The sequence below is a fragment of the Bacillus sp. VT 712 genome, from assembly GCF_001614195.1.
GTDB lineage: Bacteria > Bacillota > Bacilli > Bacillales > Bacillaceae_H > Priestia > Priestia flexa.
Window position 1 is genome coordinate 1 of sequence record NZ_LWBK01000012.1, and the last position, 17,145, is coordinate 17,145.

Below are 17,145 nucleotides of genomic sequence, written 5' to 3' on the forward strand. Positions count from 1 at the left end.
TTGTTTGAGTTTGGCTGAAACGGCCAAAGCAAACGGAATTGATTTTTATCAGTACTTGGTAAAGCTGATGACGGAATTACCTAATATATCGTTTCATCAACACCCTGAGATTTTACATAATTACATGCCATGGTCAGAGAATATTCAAGCCACATGTGCAAAATAGCCAGCTAACTGAAAAAAATTCAGTTAGCTGGCCGTTCGTCGTGCGTACCGTGAAGGTGCGCTATTTTTTATATTTCGGGCTTACACCAATTGAAAGTATTCGCATTCCACATTCAATTGTGACAAGGCAATCGTGTAAAAAGCGGTAATGAGTAGAAAACGACTGTATATGTGTATATACGGTCGTTTTTTTATTAATCAAACGTTTGTTTAAATAGCAAAAACCTTGTGGGAGTGAGGGTGCATAAGGTTACGCAAAATAATTTTGCTTATTGATAGATATTTCTTTTGCATGCAAATATTTTTTGCTATTGGTCGGAGCTGAATTTCTTGAAAAATAAGAAAAAAACGGAGATACGCATGTTGGCATCAATCTTGCAATAAAGATTAGTGAGTAGAAAAGTCAACTTTAGGAGGTATTTACATGGTGCGTACATATCAACATGAACCATTTACTAATTTTAAAGATGAAAAGAATCAAGAGCTATTTCAAGAGGCTTTATCATACGTGAATACACAATTAGGAAAAACATACCCTCTCATCATTAACGGTGAGCGTATTGAAACGGATGAAAAAACAACGTCTATTAACCCTTCAAATAAGAAAGAAGTAATCGGCTACGTGTCATTAGCAAATCAAGAGCTAGCTGAAAAAGCAATGAATGCTGCGTTAGAAGCTTTTGTAGATTGGAAAAAATGGAAAGCTGAAGACCGAGCAAATATTTTGTTCCGTGCAGCAGCAATGCTAAGACGCCGAAAGCATGAGTTTTCTGCCTATCTAGTCAAAGAAGCTGGGAAGCCTTGGAACGAAGCGGATGCAGACACAGCAGAAGCAATTGACTTTATTGAATATTATGGAAGGCAAATGCTAGAGCTTACAAAAGGGCAGCCAGTTAATAGTCGTCCAGGCGAATATAATCAATATAACTATGTTCCGTTAGGGGTAGGGGTCATCATTTCACCTTTTAACTTCCCGCTTGCAATTATGGCTGGAACAGCAATTGCGGCCATTGTAACTGGCAACACCATTCTATTAAAACCAGCTGATGCAACGCCCGTTGTTGCAGCCAAGTTTGTAGAGCTCATGGAAGAAGCAGGTTTACCGAAAGGTGTCCTTAACTTTATTCCTGGTAAAGGATCTATTATTGGAGATTATTTAGTTGAGCATCCAAAAACAAGATTTGTTTCGTTTACAGGTTCTCGAGAAGTAGGATGTCGTATTTATGAACGCGCAGCAAAAGTACAGTCAGGCCAAATTTGGCTAAAGCGTGTGATTGCAGAAATGGGTGGCAAGGATACTGTGTTGGTTGACCGCGATGCTGATTTAGAGTTAGCTGCTTCATCCATCGTTTACTCTGCTTTTGGCTTTTCTGGTCAAAAGTGTTCAGCAGGATCAAGAGCAGTTATTCATGAAGACGTATATGATGAGGTCGTCGAAAAGGTTGTCTCCTTAACAAAAACATTAAAAGTAGGGAATCCAGAAAGCGTAGATACGTACATGGGACCGGTTATTCACCAAGCGTCGTTTGATAAAATTATGAAATATATTGAGATTGGTAGAACAGAAGGAGATTTATTAGTAGGAGGGGAAGGGGATTCATCTAACGGTTTCTTCGTCCAGCCAACTGTGTTTGGGAATATACATCAAGATGCTCGCTTGATGAAGGAAGAAATCTTCGGGCCTGTTGTAGCGGTTTGTAAAGCGAGAGATTTTGATCATATGTTAGAAATTGCGAACAACACGGATTATGGATTAACAGGCGCAGTCCTATCAAATACACGCGCTAATATTGAGCGTGCGCGTGAAGGATTTCATGTCGGAAACTTATATTTTAATAGAGGGTGCACGGGAGCGATTGTTGGTTACCAACCATTTGGTGGATTCAATATGTCGGGTACTGATTCAAAAGCTGGTGGTCCTGATTATTTACTGCTTCATATGCAAGCAAAAACAACATCTGAAATGTTCTAATAATATACGTAAAATAAAACGAAGGAGGATGACTTAAATGGTACAGGTAAAACAAACAGACACAATTATTCAACAAACGGAAAGGTTCGGAGCAAACAATTATCATCCACTACCAATTGTTATTGAAAAAGCAGAAGGAGTGTGGGTGCATGACCCAGAAAACAATAAATATATGGATATGCTAAGCGCGTATTCAGCAGTGAACCAAGGTCATCGTCATCCTAAGATTATTGAGGCACTAAAGTGCCAAGCAGATAAAGTTACGTTAACGTCACGCGCTTTTCACAATGATCAGTTAGGTCCATGGTATGAAAAAATTTGCAAAATGACAAATAAAAATATGGCATTGCCGATGAATACGGGAGCTGAAGCGGTTGAAACAGCAGTTAAAGCTGCTCGTCGCTGGGCGTATGATATAAAAGGCGTTGCGGAAGATCAAGCGCAAATTATCGCTTGTGAAGGAAATTTCCACGGCCGTACAATGACAGCTGTTTCGTTATCATCAGAAGCGGAGTATAAACGAGGATTCGGTCCAATGCTACCTGGAATTAAGATAATTTCATATGGTGATTTAGAAGCTTTGAAAACTGCCATTACACCAAATACAGCAGCATTTCTTATTGAACCCATCCAAGGTGAAGCAGGGATAGTACTTCCACCAGAAGGATTCTTAAAAGCTGCTTTTGAACTTTGTAAAGAAAATAATGTACTCTTCATTGCAGATGAAATTCAAGTGGGGCTGGCTCGTACTGGAAAGCTATTTGCTTACGAGTGGGAAGGTTTTGAGCCTGATATGCTGATTTTAGGAAAAGCATTAGGGGGAGGCGTATTCCCAATTTCATGCGTTGTTGCAAACGATGATATTCTAGGTGTATTTAATCCAGGGTCGCATGGTTCTACGTTTGGAGGAAACCCACTTGCTTGTGCTGTTTCCCTAGCGTCGCTAGAAGTGATTGAAGAAGAAGAGTTAGCAAAGCGTTCATTGGAATTAGGTAATTACTTCAAAGAAGAGCTCAGCAAAATTGGAAACCCGATTATTAAAGAAGTTCGAGGTCGTGGTCTATTTATTGGTGTAGAGCTATACGAAGCAGCTCGACCATATTGTGAAAAGTTAAAAGCAGAAGGACTTTTATGTAAAGAAACGCATCACACAGTTATTCGATTTGCTCCACCGCTCACGATTTCGAAAGAAGAGCTTGATTGGGCAATTGAGCGAATTCAAAAAGTATTTCATATCTAAAAAGCCCAGTCGTACGGTGTTACATCGTGCGACTGAGCTTTTTTACGATAGAAGGAGATGTTGATAATATGTATGAACAACTTGTTCATTTGTCATTGGAACAAAAAGTGGAGCTGCTCACAAAAACATTGGTGAAAATCGAAAGCGTCAACGGAACAGAAGGAGAGGAGAAGCTTGCTGAATTTGTAAAAGAGTTACTTCAAACATTTCCTTATTTTATTGAAAACCCCCATCACCTATGGGTACAAAGCGTTCCTCAAGATCCCGTGAATCGAAAAAATATCTTTGCATTTGTGAAAGGTAAAAAGCAATCGGCAAAAACCATTGTGTACCATGCACATTTAGATACGGTGGGGGTAGATGATTATGGACATCTTAAGCACATTGCATACGATGCTGATGAATTAAAGACATATTTTATGATTCAGCAAAAGGATGCAGAAGTTCAAGCTGATGCAGCATCCGGTGACTGGCTATTTGGTCGTGGGGCCCTTGATATGAAAAGTGGTATTGCAGTTCATCTTGTTAACACTCTTTACTTTACGGAAAGAATTAAGGAGCTCGAAGGAAATGTATTATTGGTCATTAATGGGGATGAAGAAAGTGAGCACCGAGGAATCTTAGCTGCTGTTAAAGAGTTGAAACGAGTGAAAGCAGAGTATCAGCTAGACTACGTAACGGCCATTAACAATGACTTCATTGCGCCTTTGTATGAAGGAGATCAAACACGCTATCTCTATACGGGTACAGCTGGAAAGGTATTGCCATGCTTTTACATTCATGGTCGTACGGTGCACGTAGGCGATACGCTGCTAGGAATTGATCCAAATGTGATTGCCTCTGAGCTGACGCGAAGTATTCATAATAATATGAGCTTAGCAGAAGAGCTTGAAGGTGAAATGATTTTACCACCGACTTGTTTGTACCAGAGAGATGGAAAAGACGCATATAATGTGCAGACGGCTGTATATACGCATTTGTACTTTAATTATTTTATGTATGAAAAGAAAATCAATGAAGTAACGAATGAATTGTTGAAAGTTGCACGTCAAGCATGTAAAGAGGTTGAACATAGGCTTGCTCATGCGTATGAAGATTTTTGTAGAAGAGCACAATTGCCTAATCGCACCCTGTCATTTGAGGTAGAAGTCGTTACGTTACACCAGTACCTTCTAGACTTACAAATACAAGGCATTGATCCGCGCTCTCATATCGAGCAAACGCTAATTAAATATGAGTCGTTAGAAGCTCGAATGAAAGCTTTTAAACTAGTAGAAGCACTTCAAGCTTTGGATGCTTCTCATAAGCCTCGAGTGATTTTGTTTTATGCACCACCTTATTTACCGCATAATCACGTAGACGTAAGCACTGAGAAAGGGCATGAACTTGTGAACGTGATACATGCTTGTGTGGAAAAGTTCACTTCTGAAACGAATGAGAAATTCGAAGTGCGAAAGTTTTTTCCTTATTTATCTGATGGAAGTTTTTTATCATTTTCAGAAACGCAAGAAGAAATACAGTCTTTCACGAGGAATTTTCCAGGTTGGGAGTTTGATCAAACCATCCCATTTCAAGAAATTAAGGATTTAGACATTCCATCTATCAACCTTGGCGTATATGGAAAAGATGGTCATAAATGGACGGAAAGAGTCTATAAGCCTTATTCATTTAAGATTTTACCTCAGTTCATCCAGCATGTGACAACGGAGCTATTGAAGACGAAATAAGGCAAAAGCCTTATTTCGTTATATTCAAACGGCGCATCCGATATTGTAAGCTCTGTCTACTCATTCCTAGTGCCTTAGCTGTCTGTGAAATGTTATCTTCATGGTGTTCTAGCGCCTCTTTAATACAGTGAGCTTCAAACTGTAAAAGCTGTTTTTTCAAAGGGACATAGGCTTGATCTTCATTCCGTACCTGGCTTATCACTTTGGTATTAACAGGGGGAAGGAAGCGGTTTTGATATTGAAATGGCAAGTGATGGTAATGAATTTCCTCCTCACCAATCATGAGGTTCATCGCGCCTTCAATGACATGTTCTAACTCTCTAACGTTACCTGGCCACTCGTATTGTGAAAAAGACGACATGACTCGTTCATCAATTCCCATTACCTCCATTTGAAAGCGATCGTTGTATTTTTGAATAAATGTTTGAACAAGCTCTGGGATATCTTCTTTACGCTCTCTTAGAGGAGGAATCTGTAGCGTAACGACCCCTAAGCGATAGTATAAGTCTTTTCGCAATCGGTTTTCGTTAATAGCGTCAATGGGATCTTCGTTCATATTAGCGATAATGCGAACATCTATCGTTCTTTCTTTCGTGTCACCAATGCGACGAATCGTTTTTTCCTGCAAAACACGAAGCAGCTTTGCTTGAAGATTTGTAGGAAGCGAATTTATTTCATCTAACAGCAGTGTTCCTCCATTAGCTTGTTCAAAAAGTCCAGGCTGGTCTGCTGAGCCCGTAAAAGCACCACGCACTGTGCCGAAAAGAAGACTTTCCATTAAGGTATCTGGAATTGCTGCGCAGTTTTGTGAAATAAACGGTTTAGCTGATCGACTGCTTCCATTATGTATGCTTTGAGCAAATAACTCTTTCCCGGTGCCTGTGTCACCTACAATCAAAACGGATGAAGGAGTGCGCGTGGCTCGTTTAGCGATATTCACTACATCTTGAATAGCGGTACTGCTACCGATGATCTGCTCAAACGTCACCATTTTTGACTCTCGGTGTCGGTTGTTTTCGCGGATGAGCTTTTCAAGTTGAGTTACATCTTTCGCAATTTCAACCGCCCCTTTAATTTTTCCATCATCAATAATTGGAAAGGTATTATTGATTGTAGTAATTTCCTTTCCTTTATTGTTAAAGTACGTTTGCTTGACATTAATGGTTGTTTTACCCTCACGTAGAGCTTTGACAAGCGTACTTTCTTGATTATCTTGGAACATGAAGACATCAAGCAAGTTCTTATGAAGCACATCATGTTTTTCCATTGATTCCATTTTCATCATTTGTTCATTATAAATAATGGTTGTACCATGTTCATCAATTGCATGAATACCAGCATCAACTTCATTAATGATTTTTTCAAAGATGGACTGAACCAGCGGTGTAGAATAGTTAGACTTTGTCATTTCCTCAATCCCCTTTAAAGCAGCATCTTATCATTTATTATTTAAGCAGATATGTCTTTTATATGCAAAAAAGAAGAAGCTGTAGGGAAATCTACAGCTTCAGTAACGTATTATCCATTTACAATCGTTCCACCGTTTATATGGATAACTTGTCCAGATATATAGGATGAATCGTTGCTTGCTAAAAATACATAAGCAGGTCCAAGCTCAGAAGGCTGGCCAGCACGCTGCATCGGCGTATCTGCACCAAATGAAGCTACTTGTTGTTCATCAAAGGTTGAAGGGATAAGAGGTGTCCAAATAGGTCCAGGAGCAACACCATTTACTCGAATACCTTTCGCAGCTAATGATGCTGACAACGAGCGCGTAAATGATACAATGGCTCCTTTTGTTGATGAATAATCAATAAGCTGATCGTGACCATGGTAAGCAGTCACAGATGTTGTATTGATAATAGAACTTCCTTTTTTTAAGTGAGGCATCGCTGCTTTTGTAAAATAAAAAAATGAGAAAATATTTGTTTGAAATGTTCGCTGCAGCTGCTCAGCACTAATCTGTGTAATATCTTTTTGAGGGTGCTGCTCAGCAGCGTTATTTACTAAGATATCAAGCTGTCCAAATTTCTCAATGGTTTCATGAACTACTTTTTCACAAAACGGCTCTTCACCAATGTCTCCAGAAAGAGCTAAGCATGATACACCATATTCTTCAATGGTCTTCTTCGTTTCATCTGCGTCGTCATGCTCATCTAAATACGTAATAACAATATTGGCGCCTTCCTTTGCGAAATGATACGCAACTGAACGTCCAATACCGCTGTCACCGCCTGTAATAATCGCTACTTTTCCAGAAAGTTTTCCACTAGCTTTGTATTCCGGCTCAATCGCAGTTGGTTTTGGGTTCATTTCTGATTCAATGCCAGGTTGTTTTTGCTGATGTTGTGGGGGAAAGGTTTGTTTTTGCTGTTGTTGACTCATTTGCTTATACACTCCTTTAAAAGTAATTGATGATATAGAATGTAAATAGTATGCGTGGTGCTAGAATAAGTATGCATAAAGGAAAAAAAGACCAATAGCATAGCTACTGGTCTTTACCCTTAACAATAATGAATAAACTTAGCGGTAATTAATAAACTGCACGTCAATTGACAAATCCGCTTCTTTAATCGCTGCGATTACTTGCTGTAGGTCATCCCGGCTTTTAGCGCTTACGCGAAGCTGATCATCTTGAATTTGGCTCTTTACTTTTAAACCGCTTTTTTTGATTAAATTATTAATTTTTTTAGCATTTTCTTTATCGATACCTTGAATCAGTTTACCGCGCTGGCGGACCGTACCACCTGAAGCGTTCTCAACTTTTCCATATTCAATGTTCTTTGTTGGTACACCGCGCTTAATTAATTTTGAAACCATAACATCTTTTAGCTGCTCTAGCTTAAACTCATCGTCGGAAATTAATACAAGCTCTTCTTTATCGACAGAAATGTCGCTTTTACTTCCTTTAAAATCATAGCGGTTTCGAATTTCTTTTAAAGCCATTGTAATTCCGTTTGTTACTTCTTGTAAGTCAACCTGTGATACTACATCAAATGAGCTATCTTTTGCCATAGAATCCTCCTTGTTTTTTTCTTTAATTATAAATAAAACGAAAAGGGGATACAACTGATATTGAACAAGCATCTTGAAATTGATACAATACAATTTTGAACGTTTGTTTTCATAATGTAGAATCAATGATGATAATACAATTTGATCATAAAAGAAATAAAGGAACTTCACATAAAGGATGGATAAAAAATGAGTAGAGTAAAACCAGGCCAAAGAGCATATTTGACTGTAAGTCGTGAAACGCCGATGGGATATATGCTTGACAGTGAAGATGGAGAAATCCTTCTTCATAAAAATGAAACAACGCAAGAGCTAGCAGAGCAAGAAGAAGTAGAAGTGTTTGTATATTTAGATAACCAAAGTCGATTAACTGCTACTATGCATATGCCAGTTGTCGAAGAGGGAACGTATGCGTGGGTCGAAGTAGTTGACGTAAATGATGACTTAGGTGTATTTGTGGATATTGGTATGAGTAAAGATATGCTGATCGGTTCAACGGATCTTCCAGCTTTAGAAAGTCTGTGGCCTGATGTAGGAAACAAGCTTTACTGTACGATGAAAATATCAAAGCATGGAAAAATTTACGGGAAAGTGGCAACAGATGATGTTATGAAAGCAATGGCTAAGCCGGCTCCAAGTCATCTGTTTAATCGTGAAGTCACGGGTCGTATCTATCGCGTGCTACGAGTAGGATCTTTCATTATGACAGAAGAAGGCTACGTTGGATTTATTCATGAATCAGAACGTAAGAAAGAACCGAAGATTGGTGCGCTTGTAACGGGACGCGTTGTGAATGTAAAAGAAGACGGTACACTGAATGTTTCGTTGCTACCTCGTAAGCAAGAAAGTATGGATGAAGATGCGCAAGTTCTATACGATTACATGGAAAGCCGCGGAGGCGTTATGCCATTTTGGGATAAAAGTTACCCAGAAGATATTCGCACGCGTTTCAATATGAGTAAAGCAGCGTTTAAGCGCGCATTAGGAAAGCTGATGAAAGAAGATAAGGTTTATCAAGAAGAAGGATGGACATACTTCAAAAAAGATAAATAAAGGCATTACAAAACCGCTTGGAAGCTTCCAAGCGGTTTTGTAATGCCTTTATAGATGATCCGTTTTTTTAGAAAATGAATGTTTTCCTGCTTGTCTATTTCTTTGTTCATGTAGATTCTTTTGTTCTTGCTTTGCTTGATTATCTTTTGCCTTTTTATCGTTATCACTTGTATGAGGCATTCTAACACACACTCCTTTTTAGAACATATCGTTAGATTACCCTTAACTACAAGCATTATTCGATAATTTCGTTTAAAAAGAAAAGAGCAATCGTCCCAGGTCCAGCGTGAGAACCAACGGCAGCTCCAATCATGTTAATTAAAAACGACTTGCAGCCGAATCGCTCTTCAATCAGTGCTTTTAACTGCATAGCTGTTTCTTCATCATCACCGTGGCTAATTGCAATGGTTTGATCAGCTAGATTTTTTGCACCGCGTTCGTCCATGATATCAATCATACGCTTTAACACTTTCTTACGCCCTCTTAATTTTTCAATTGGAACGAGTTTACCATCTTCAACATGTAATAAAGGCTTGATATTTAGCAATCCTCCAACAAATGCAGAAGCTTTGCTTACGCGTCCGCCTTGTGCAAGAAAATCAAGGTCGTCTACAGTAAAGATATGCTCCATGCTAGACGCATATTGTCTTGTTTTAGATACAAGTTCTTTAAAGTTGAGACCAGCTGCCAGCTGTTGAACAGCATAGTGTACCACAAGACCTTGCCCAAGAGACGCACATTTTGTATCAATAATTTCTAACTCGAAGTTAGGGTATGTTTCCAATAGTTCGTTTTTGACCATCACAGCTGTTTGGTAGGTTCCTGAGAGTTCAGAAGAAAATGCAATATAAATACATTGCTCACCTGATTTAGCCAACTCTTCAAATGTTTCATATACAGTAGCTGGAGCAGCTTGAGATGTTTTCGGCATTGCTCCTTCTCGAATGGCTTCGTATACTTCTGCAGGATTAATTGTTTCTAAATCTAAATATTCCGTGTCGCGTAAATGAACGCGAAGAGGAAGCAATGAAACGTTATTTTCTTTGAAAAAAGAACAAGGTAAGTCACTAGCACTATCTGTTAAAATTTTTATTGACATAAATGTCACCTTCCTACTACATTTATCTAAGCGTTTATTTTTTTACGGTTTGATGAAAAGAAAATAAATACAATAATAATACTAGTGTATAAGCACTGAGGAAAAAATACAATTTATGAATAATTTTTTTATGAAATAAAAATGTTCATACTATAAAAAAAGAATGAGCAAATACTACATGTATACATAAGTTTGGAGGTTTGAAACGATTGAACAAGTGGCTGGAAGTCAAAAAAATTATTGTTATTACAGTTGGTGCTTTATTAAACGCAGTTGCTTTAAACTTATTTCTAATTCCAGCGAATGTTTATGCCAGTGGATTTACAGGAGTCGCCCAATTAATTTCAAGCGTTGTAACTGACTATACGCCGTTTACAATTTCCACAGGTATTTTGCTGCTTTTATTAAACATTCCCGTAACAATTTTAGGATGGAAAAAGGTAGGTAAGACGTTTACGATTTATAGCTTTTATAGCGTTTTAGCTACAACGGTGTTTTTAGAGTTTGTACCGATTGAAGCTTTATCTCAAGACATCATTTTAAACGCGGTATTTGGAGGAGTCATTTTAGCTGTAGGAGTAGGAATTACGCTGAAGTTTGGTGCTTCAACAGGAGGATTAGACATCATTGCTATGGTGTTGTCCCGTATGAAAGATAAGCCAATCGGTGGCTATTTATTTACGTTAAATGCTGTCATTATTGCAGCTGCAGGTCTGTTATATGGGGCTGAAAAATCGTTATATACGCTCGTTGCCTTATATACAACGACTCGAGTCATCGATGTTATTCATACGCGCCACGTGAAAGTGACAGCGATGATTGTAACCAAAAAAGGCGAGGAGCTTAGAAAAGCCATTCATTCCAAGTTGGTACGAGGTATCACCGCTGTTCCTGCAAAAGGTGGTTTTACAAATGAAGAAAAAGAAATGCTAATGATTGTTTTGACAAGATATGAGCTTTTTGATTTAGAAAAAACTATTAAAGACGTCGATCCTCATGCGTTTACGAATATTGTACAAACGACAGGCATATTCGGGTTATTTCGCAAAGAAGAATAAAAGCAAAAGCACGCTGCAATACATAGCGTGCTTTTGCTTTTATTAATTCTTTTTTTCTAAATATTCAGCAAGCTCATGCAGCTGTGCTTGTTCAGATGGAGAGGCATTGTTTTCAATATGAGATAACATATCTTCCGCAATTTCCATCTGACCTGCTGGCGTGTGTGATGAAGCAGCCTGCTTTGTATTATATGTTTGATTTAAAGAATTTTCGAAATGCTGAATTTTCTCCTGTTCTTGAGATGAAGCATCCGACATCACGGCTTTTAACATTTCGCCTGAAATATCAAGTTCGCCGTTGTGGCTTTTATGATTTTCATGATTTGAAAGACTCTCGCCTTTATGATGCTCAGAGCGATTTGAAACAACATTTTGGATTGTCTCTTTTACTTGTTGAAAAAATGACTGTTTCATACGTTATTGACCTCCATGAGGAGCGTGGCTTTGCTGGGCTTGAAACGCTTCAGCCTCCGCCAGTGTCATATGATAAGGAATACGTTCATCATGCTTTTGTACTGCATCTGCACCTTGTTTGACAAAACGCTTTGATCGATTGCTTCTACCCATCATATCTTCCTCCTCTAAAATAAAGAAAATCGACACTTAACTAAGCGTCGATTATAGTGTGTGCAGCTTTGATGAAAAGATAGCGTAAAAAAAATTACCTGTGCTTTCAAAAAATAGTTAAGTTATAAATTTAAGGTCTTTTCCAAATAATAAGCAATACCATTGTCTTCATTTGAAAGGTAGAATGGTTTTATTATCAGCTAATAGCGTGCCGTCTAAATCTAAAGCAATTAAATGTTTTTTTGTATTCATACAGTCTCCTTTACACATCTTAATAAGTAATCGAACTTAATTAGTTGGATTTATATATATTAAAAAAGAGCGTAATTCATTCGCTTATTTTCTATCTTACATAAGTTTGTGGAAAGAACAAAGCACAACGTTTGACAGATAGAAATGAGATTGTTACGGTAAAACAATCAAAAAAGAATCTCATATATGAAAGGAGATTGCGACATGGATGAACAATTAAAAGAAAAGATCATGGAATCACTGGAAGAGGTAGTTGACCCTGAACTAGGCGTTGATATTGTAAACTTAGGCCTTGTTTACGACGTAATTATGGAGGAGAACCAAACAGTTGTTGTGACGATGACGTTAACATCAATTGGTTGCCCGTTAGCAGGAGCAATTACAGAAGACGTAAAGAAAAATGTAATCGAGGTAGACGGCGTTGAAAATGTCGAAGTGAATATTACCTTTAACCCTCCATGGGAAAAGGAGAGAATGTCACGATATGCGAAAATCGCATTAGGCATTCAGTGAAGAAAAAGTACTTCAGCTTAAAAGTTGGAGTACTTTTTTTGAATATTATGTAATAAAAATTAATTTGTATGTATATTTAAAACAAAATAATAAACTTCAAAAAAAGATAGACTTTTTTTAAATATTCGTTTGATTTTATTTTTATACAGTATTATAATGAGAAATAATTCAAACAGTTACGTAGAAAAAGGAGTAGTATTATGACACAGGTTAACGTCGGTATTGTTGGAGCAACAGGTTACGGTGGCGTCGAACTAATTCGGTTGTTAGACGGTCATCCACATTTTAATATTCATTCGGTTTATTCATCTTCACAAAATGATTTGCCAATATCTGAAGTTTATCCACACTTATCCCATTTTGCATATAAATTAAAAGGAATTAATCCTAAAGAAATGGCAAAAGAAGTTGAACTGGTTTTCACAGCAACTCCTTCAGGGGTATCGAGTAAACTAGTTCCCACACTAATTAACGAAGGATTAAAAGTAGTTGATCTCTCAGGAGATTTTCGATTAAAAGATGAAGAGTTATATGAGCAATGGTATAAAAAGCCTTCTGCTAGTTTGGAAGATTTAGAGAAGGCCATTTATGGCTTATCAGAATGGTTTGCAGATGAGGTATCATCCGCTGACTTTATTTCAAACCCAGGATGTTACCCAACGGCAACGTTATTAGGGCTAGCACCGCTTGCTCAAGAAAAGATAGTGGTTTCTAATTCTATTATTATTGATGCAAAGTCCGGTATTTCAGGAGCGGGTCGTGGGCTGTCTCAACTCGCACATTATGCTGAAATTAATGAAAATATGAAAATCTATAAAGTTAATAAGCATCAACATATTCCAGAAATTGAATCCATATTATCACGATGGGATTCTGAAATTGGTAACGTAATGTTTAATACGCATCTCATTCCAATGACGCGAGGAATCATGACTACGATGTACGCACAATTAAAAGAAGAAAAGTCGATAGAAGAACTTCATGCACTGTATGTGCAGGCGTATGAAGCAAAGCCTTTTGTTCGAGTGAGGAAGCTGGGAGAATTTCCATCAACAAAAGAAGTGAGCGGATCAAACTATTGTGATATAGGCCTTGATTACGATGAGCGTACAAAAAGGGTCACAATTGTCTCAGTCATTGATAACTTGATGAAGGGTGCAGCAGGGCAAGCCGTACATAATGCAAATATCATGCTGGGCTTTGAAGAGAATTTAGGTATTAATGGATTACCTGTTTATCCATGATGAGCAGCGTAGGAGGGAATAATGTGATTACAGTAAAAAAGAGTTTGCTAGATATTAAAAAGATAGAGAATGGTACAGTTGTTAGTCCAAAAGGATTTTCCGCTGCGGGAGTTCACGCAGGACTTCGATATGAGAAAAAAGATATTGGGGTTATTATGAGTGAAGTGCCTGCTAATTGTGCGGCAGTTTATACGCTGAATACGTTTCAAGCAGCACCTTTATATGTGACAAAAGATAGCATCAGTCAAGAACAAAAATTACAAGCCGTTGTTGTGAACAGCGCTTGTGCGAATGCTTGTACAGGTGAGCAAGGTTTAGAAGACGCATATGAAATGCGTGCTACAAGCGCTGAGCAGTTTCACGTACCGGCTCATTATGTAGCCGTCGCTTCTACAGGAGTAATTGGCGAACTATTAAACATGAAGAAGATTAATGCAGGAATTAAGCAACTCCAACCAGTAAACACGCAGAAAGGAGCAGAAGCTTTTCAAACAGCGATTTTAACAACTGACACGGTGATGAAAACTGCTTGTTATGAAGTGGTCGTAGATGGAAAAACCGTTACGATTGGTGGAGCAGCAAAAGGGTCAGGTATGATTCATCCTAACATGGCAACGATGCTTGGATTTGTAACGACAGATGCCAATATCGAATCAGCCGTTTTACAAGATGCGCTTCGCTCTATTACGAATAAAAGTTTTAACCAAATTACGGTTGATGGAGATACATCAACAAACGATATGGTGTTAGTACTTGCAAATGGCAAGGCTGAAAACGAAACGCTAACGGTCAATCACTCTGATTGGAAAGCATTTTATGAGGCACTTCGACTTGTGTGTGAGGATCTTGCCAAGCAAATTGCTCGCGATGGAGAAGGCGCAACAAAGCTTATTGAAGTAAATGTTGAAGGCGCTGCTACCAACGAAGAAGCCAATATAATTGCTAAACAAATTGTTGGTTCAAGTCTTGTCAAAACAGCGGTGTACGGAGCGGATGCAAACTGGGGAAGAATTATTTGCGCAGTTGGCTACAGTGGAGTCAAAATTAATCCAAATGATATAACGGTGGCGTTAGGTGACATCGTGATGCTGAAAAATAGTCAGCCTCAAGCGTTTGATGAAGAAGCGGCTAAAAACTATTTACAGCAGGAACATGTAGCTGTGAATGTATCTCTTAATGAAGGAACAGCCAAAGGGAAAGCATGGGGGTGTGACTTAACCTACGATTACGTGAAAATTAATGCAAGTTACCGAACGTAAGGAGAGAAGACGATGTCAGGTGTAAAAACAATTGTTATAAAATGTGGAGGAAGCATCATTAATCAGCTAACCAATTCATTTTTTCGGGATTTAAAAAAGCTGATTGACAGTGGACATAATATTGTATTGGTACATGGTGGCGGTCCAGATATTGCGAATATGCTAGCAAAGCTTAATATTGAAGCAGAGTTTGTCGATGGCTTGCGCCGAACATCTAAAGAAGCCTTAGAAGTAGTGACAATGGTGCTCTCAGGAAAAGTAAACAAACAGCTGGTGCGTGATATTCAAATTCAAGGCCTCCAAGCAGTTGGTTTATCAGGGTGTGATGCACAGCTCTTAGAAGCCGAAGCTATCGACTTTGAAAAGTTAGGTTATGTCGGCGAAGTGGTTTCTGTTAATGAGCAGCTTTTAAAGCAGCTAATAGATCAAAGTTATATTCCAGTTATTTCATCAATTGGTTTAAATAGACAAGGTGAGATATTTAACATCAATGCTGATGTAGCAGCAGGTTCGATTGCTAAGGCACTCGGAGCAGAAAAGCTCATGTTTGTAACGGATGTGCAAGGTGTTTTAAAAGACCAGCAGCTGTTACCAGAATTGACGGTAGAAGAAGTGAACTACCTAATCGAAGAGAAAACCATTTATGGTGGTATGATTCCGAAGGTCATGTCAGCAGTCAAAGCGCTGTCTCCAACGCTACACGAAGTCAATATTATCAGCGGTATTAACGGCTTTTTAGATCAAAATGGAAACTTAGTCGGAACTGCAATTAAACATACTATTAAAGGTGGAGAGGACAAAGATGAGCTCGTTATTTCCAACGTATCAACGTCTTGATATACATGTAAAAGAAGCAAACGGAACACATTTAACGGATGAAAAGAATCAAACATATTTAGATTTTATTTCAGGCATTGCCGTATGTAACGTGGGACATCGTCATCCGGAAGTTCAAAAAGCAGTAGAAGAACAGTTAAATAAAGTATGGCACGTGTCTAATTTATTTCATCAATCCATTCAAGAAGAAGTAGCTAGCTTGCTTGTTGCTAATTCAAGCGGAGACGCAGTATTCTTTTGTAACAGCGGAGCAGAAGCTAACGAAGCAGCTATTAAACTAGCGAGAAAGCATACCAAAAAGCATAAAATTATTACGTTTACGAAATCATTCCATGGTCGTACGTTTGCAACAATGACGGCAACTGGGCAAGCAAAAATTCATGAAGGATTTGGACCGCTTGTTAATGAGTTTGTTTATCTTCCATATAATGACGTAGAAAGCTTAGAGGCGGAAATGGATGATACGGTAGCTGCAATCATGACAGAAGTTGTTCAAGGTGAAGGCGGGGTAGTGCCAGGAACAGAAAGCTTTTTAACAACTATTCAAAAGCTATGTCAGGAATACGGTGCGCTGTTTATTGTCGATGAAGTACAAACAGGAATCGGTCGAACAGGTAAACCATTTGCTTATCAGCATTTTAATTTATCTCCTGATATTATTACAGCTGCAAAAGGGTTAGGAAGCGGAATGCCTGTTGGTGCGATGATTGGGAAAGCCTTTTTAACGGAGTCATTTGGACCAGGAAGCCATGGTACGACATTTGGAGGGAATCCAATTGCCTTAGCATCGGCTAAAGCAACGCTACAAATTATTTTTAATAAGCAATTCTTAGAAGAAGTCAATGCCAAGTCAGTCACTTTCAACAATCGGTTAGCAGAAATGCTAGAAAGCTATTCGGTTGTTAAAGAAGTTCGTGGAAAAGGTTTTATGATTGGTATTGAATGCGGTGAATATCAAGCACAGTTAATCACTGAGATGCGTGAAAAAGGGCTCTTAGTGTTAGGTGCAGGTCCTCACGTGATACGTTTACTACCGCCATTAACAGTAAGTAATGAAGAATTGGCAGAAGCACTAAATATTATGAAGCAAGTATTTCAAGAGCTTAAGGTAACGATATAACCGGTATTTTTTTGGGATTTATGT

Annotated in this window: 18 protein-coding genes; 11 read left to right on the forward strand and 7 right to left on the reverse strand. The window is 38.4% G+C overall.

What is annotated here, in order from left to right; genetic code table 11:
* From A2U94_RS20580 to A2U94_RS07680, 4 genes are all read left to right on the forward strand, one after another.
* Positions 1-166, forward strand: a 166-nt coding sequence (locus A2U94_RS20580; protein ID WP_197473393.1) for a transposase domain-containing protein, incomplete at its 5' end; no start/stop codon positions are given.
* Positions 167-589: 423 nt separating this feature from the next.
* On the forward strand, positions 590-2,137 hold the full coding sequence (gene pruA, locus A2U94_RS07670; protein WP_025911879.1) for an L-glutamate gamma-semialdehyde dehydrogenase: 1,548 nt from the start codon (positions 590-592) through the stop codon (positions 2,135-2,137).
* A 37-nt stretch (positions 2,138-2,174) separates the two neighbouring features.
* On the forward strand, positions 2,175-3,377 hold the full coding sequence (locus A2U94_RS07675; protein WP_025911877.1) for an ornithine--oxo-acid transaminase: 1,203 nt from the start codon (positions 2,175-2,177) through the stop codon (positions 3,375-3,377).
* Between the two features lie 68 nt (positions 3,378-3,445).
* Positions 3,446-5,104, forward strand: a complete 1,659-nt coding sequence (locus A2U94_RS07680; protein WP_035321451.1) for a M20/M25/M40 family metallo-hydrolase — start codon at positions 3,446-3,448, stop codon at positions 5,102-5,104.
* A 10-nt stretch (positions 5,105-5,114) separates the two neighbouring features.
* On the opposite strand, the gene A2U94_RS07685 is transcribed toward A2U94_RS07680, so the two are convergent.
* The 3 genes from A2U94_RS07685 to A2U94_RS07695 all read right to left on the reverse strand — a co-directional run bounded on the left by A2U94_RS07685 (position 5,115) and on the right by A2U94_RS07695 (position 8,119).
* Entirely contained in the window at positions 5,115-6,512 is a 1,398-nt protein-coding gene (locus A2U94_RS07685; protein WP_025911876.1) for a sigma-54 interaction domain-containing protein, read from the reverse strand.
* Positions 6,513-6,622: 110 nt separating this feature from the next.
* On the reverse strand, positions 6,623-7,489 hold the full coding sequence (locus tag A2U94_RS07690) for an SDR family oxidoreductase (protein WP_025911875.1): 867 nt from the start codon (positions 7,487-7,489) through the stop codon (positions 6,623-6,625).
* A gap of 138 nt (positions 7,490-7,627) precedes the next feature.
* On the reverse strand, positions 7,628-8,119 hold the full coding sequence (locus A2U94_RS07695) for a YajQ family cyclic di-GMP-binding protein (protein ID WP_025911874.1): 492 nt from the start codon (positions 8,117-8,119) through the stop codon (positions 7,628-7,630).
* A gap of 189 nt (positions 8,120-8,308) precedes the next feature.
* On the opposite strand from A2U94_RS07695, the gene A2U94_RS07700 reads away from it, so the two are divergent.
* Positions 8,309-9,172 (forward strand): CvfB family protein, encoded by an 864-nt coding sequence (locus A2U94_RS07700; RefSeq protein WP_025911873.1) that lies wholly within the window; start codon positions 8,309-8,311, stop codon positions 9,170-9,172.
* A gap of 48 nt (positions 9,173-9,220) precedes the next feature.
* On the opposite strand, the gene A2U94_RS20585 is transcribed toward A2U94_RS07700, so the two are convergent.
* Together A2U94_RS20585 and A2U94_RS07705 are read right to left on the reverse strand one after the other, a co-directional pair.
* Complete coding sequence (locus A2U94_RS20585) at positions 9,221-9,352, reverse strand: DUF3941 domain-containing protein (RefSeq protein ID WP_076513403.1); 132 nt, start codon at positions 9,350-9,352, stop codon at positions 9,221-9,223.
* Between the two features lie 55 nt (positions 9,353-9,407).
* Entirely contained in the window at positions 9,408-10,271 is an 864-nt protein-coding gene (locus A2U94_RS07705) for a DegV family protein (protein WP_025911871.1), read from the reverse strand.
* A 209-nt stretch (positions 10,272-10,480) separates the two neighbouring features.
* On the opposite strand from A2U94_RS07705, the gene A2U94_RS07710 reads away from it, so the two are divergent.
* The gene (locus A2U94_RS07710; RefSeq protein ID WP_025908187.1) at positions 10,481-11,329 is read left to right on the forward strand and encodes a YitT family protein; all 849 of its coding nucleotides are present in this window, start codon (positions 10,481-10,483) and stop codon (positions 11,327-11,329) included.
* A 42-nt stretch (positions 11,330-11,371) separates the two neighbouring features.
* Here the strand turns inward: A2U94_RS07710 and A2U94_RS07715 are convergent, their stop codons facing one another.
* Both A2U94_RS07715 and A2U94_RS21115 read right to left on the reverse strand, forming a co-directional pair.
* Entirely contained in the window at positions 11,372-11,743 is a 372-nt protein-coding gene (locus tag A2U94_RS07715; protein ID WP_025908186.1) for a hypothetical protein, read from the reverse strand.
* A 3-nt stretch (positions 11,744-11,746) separates the two neighbouring features.
* Positions 11,747-11,899, reverse strand: a complete 153-nt coding sequence (locus A2U94_RS21115; RefSeq protein WP_153301193.1) for a hypothetical protein — start codon at positions 11,897-11,899, stop codon at positions 11,747-11,749.
* Between the two features lie 453 nt (positions 11,900-12,352).
* Between A2U94_RS21115 and A2U94_RS07720 the strand changes: the two genes are divergently transcribed.
* The 5 genes from A2U94_RS07720 to argD all read left to right on the forward strand — a co-directional run bounded on the left by A2U94_RS07720 (position 12,353) and on the right by argD (position 17,121).
* A complete protein-coding gene (locus A2U94_RS07720) occupies positions 12,353-12,661 on the forward strand; it encodes a metal-sulfur cluster assembly factor (RefSeq protein WP_025908185.1) in 309 nt (102 codons plus the stop codon).
* Between the two features lie 200 nt (positions 12,662-12,861).
* Positions 12,862-13,905: an N-acetyl-gamma-glutamyl-phosphate reductase gene (argC, locus tag A2U94_RS07725; protein WP_025908184.1), complete on the forward strand. Its 1,044-nt coding sequence runs from the start codon at positions 12,862-12,864 to the stop codon at positions 13,903-13,905.
* Positions 13,906-13,931: 26 nt separating this feature from the next.
* Positions 13,932-15,164, forward strand: a complete 1,233-nt coding sequence (gene argJ / locus A2U94_RS07730; RefSeq protein WP_373688705.1) for a bifunctional ornithine acetyltransferase/N-acetylglutamate synthase — start codon at positions 13,932-13,934, stop codon at positions 15,162-15,164.
* Positions 15,165-15,176: 12 nt separating this feature from the next.
* Positions 15,177-16,001: an acetylglutamate kinase gene (argB, locus tag A2U94_RS07735; protein WP_025908182.1), complete on the forward strand. Its 825-nt coding sequence runs from the start codon at positions 15,177-15,179 to the stop codon at positions 15,999-16,001.
* The gene (gene argD / locus A2U94_RS07740; protein ID WP_025908181.1) at positions 15,967-17,121 is read left to right on the forward strand and encodes an acetylornithine transaminase; all 1,155 of its coding nucleotides are present in this window, start codon (positions 15,967-15,969) and stop codon (positions 17,119-17,121) included. The genes argB and argD overlap by 35 nt, the downstream gene beginning before the upstream one ends.
* Positions 17,122-17,145: the final 24 nt, after the last annotated feature.

What these genes read in the sequence shown, in the direction of transcription:
- pruA (WP_025911879.1), top strand. Translation starts at nt 590, where the DNA reads ATGGTGCGTACATATCAACATGAACCATTTACTAATTTTAAAGATGAA.
- A2U94_RS07675 (WP_025911877.1), top strand. Translation starts at nt 2,175, where the DNA reads ATGGTACAGGTAAAACAAACAGACACAATTATTCAACAAACGGAAAGG.
- A2U94_RS07680 (WP_035321451.1), top strand. Translation starts at nt 3,446, where the DNA reads ATGTATGAACAACTTGTTCATTTGTCATTGGAACAAAAAGTGGAGCTG.
- A2U94_RS07685 (WP_025911876.1), bottom strand. Translation starts at nt 6,512, where the DNA reads ATGACAAAGTCTAACTATTCTACACCGCTGGTTCAGTCCATCTTTGAA.
- A2U94_RS07690 (WP_025911875.1), bottom strand. Translation starts at nt 7,489, where the DNA reads ATGAGTCAACAACAGCAAAAACAAACCTTTCCCCCACAACATCAGCAA.
- A2U94_RS07695 (WP_025911874.1), bottom strand. Translation starts at nt 8,119, where the DNA reads ATGGCAAAAGATAGCTCATTTGATGTAGTATCACAGGTTGACTTACAA.
- A2U94_RS07700 (WP_025911873.1), top strand. Translation starts at nt 8,309, where the DNA reads ATGAGTAGAGTAAAACCAGGCCAAAGAGCATATTTGACTGTAAGTCGT.
- A2U94_RS20585 (WP_076513403.1), bottom strand. Translation starts at nt 9,352, where the DNA reads ATGCCTCATACAAGTGATAACGATAAAAAGGCAAAAGATAATCAAGCA.
- A2U94_RS07705 (WP_025911871.1), bottom strand. Translation starts at nt 10,271, where the DNA reads ATGTCAATAAAAATTTTAACAGATAGTGCTAGTGACTTACCTTGTTCT.
- A2U94_RS07715 (WP_025908186.1), bottom strand. Translation starts at nt 11,743, where the DNA reads ATGAAACAGTCATTTTTTCAACAAGTAAAAGAGACAATCCAAAATGTT.
- A2U94_RS21115 (WP_153301193.1), bottom strand. Translation starts at nt 11,899, where the DNA reads ATGATGGGTAGAAGCAATCGATCAAAGCGTTTTGTCAAACAAGGTGCA.
- A2U94_RS07720 (WP_025908185.1), top strand. Translation starts at nt 12,353, where the DNA reads ATGGATGAACAATTAAAAGAAAAGATCATGGAATCACTGGAAGAGGTA.
- argC (WP_025908184.1), top strand. Translation starts at nt 12,862, where the DNA reads ATGACACAGGTTAACGTCGGTATTGTTGGAGCAACAGGTTACGGTGGC.
- argB (WP_025908182.1), top strand. Translation starts at nt 15,177, where the DNA reads ATGTCAGGTGTAAAAACAATTGTTATAAAATGTGGAGGAAGCATCATT.
- argD (WP_025908181.1), top strand. Translation starts at nt 15,967, where the DNA reads ATGAGCTCGTTATTTCCAACGTATCAACGTCTTGATATACATGTAAAA.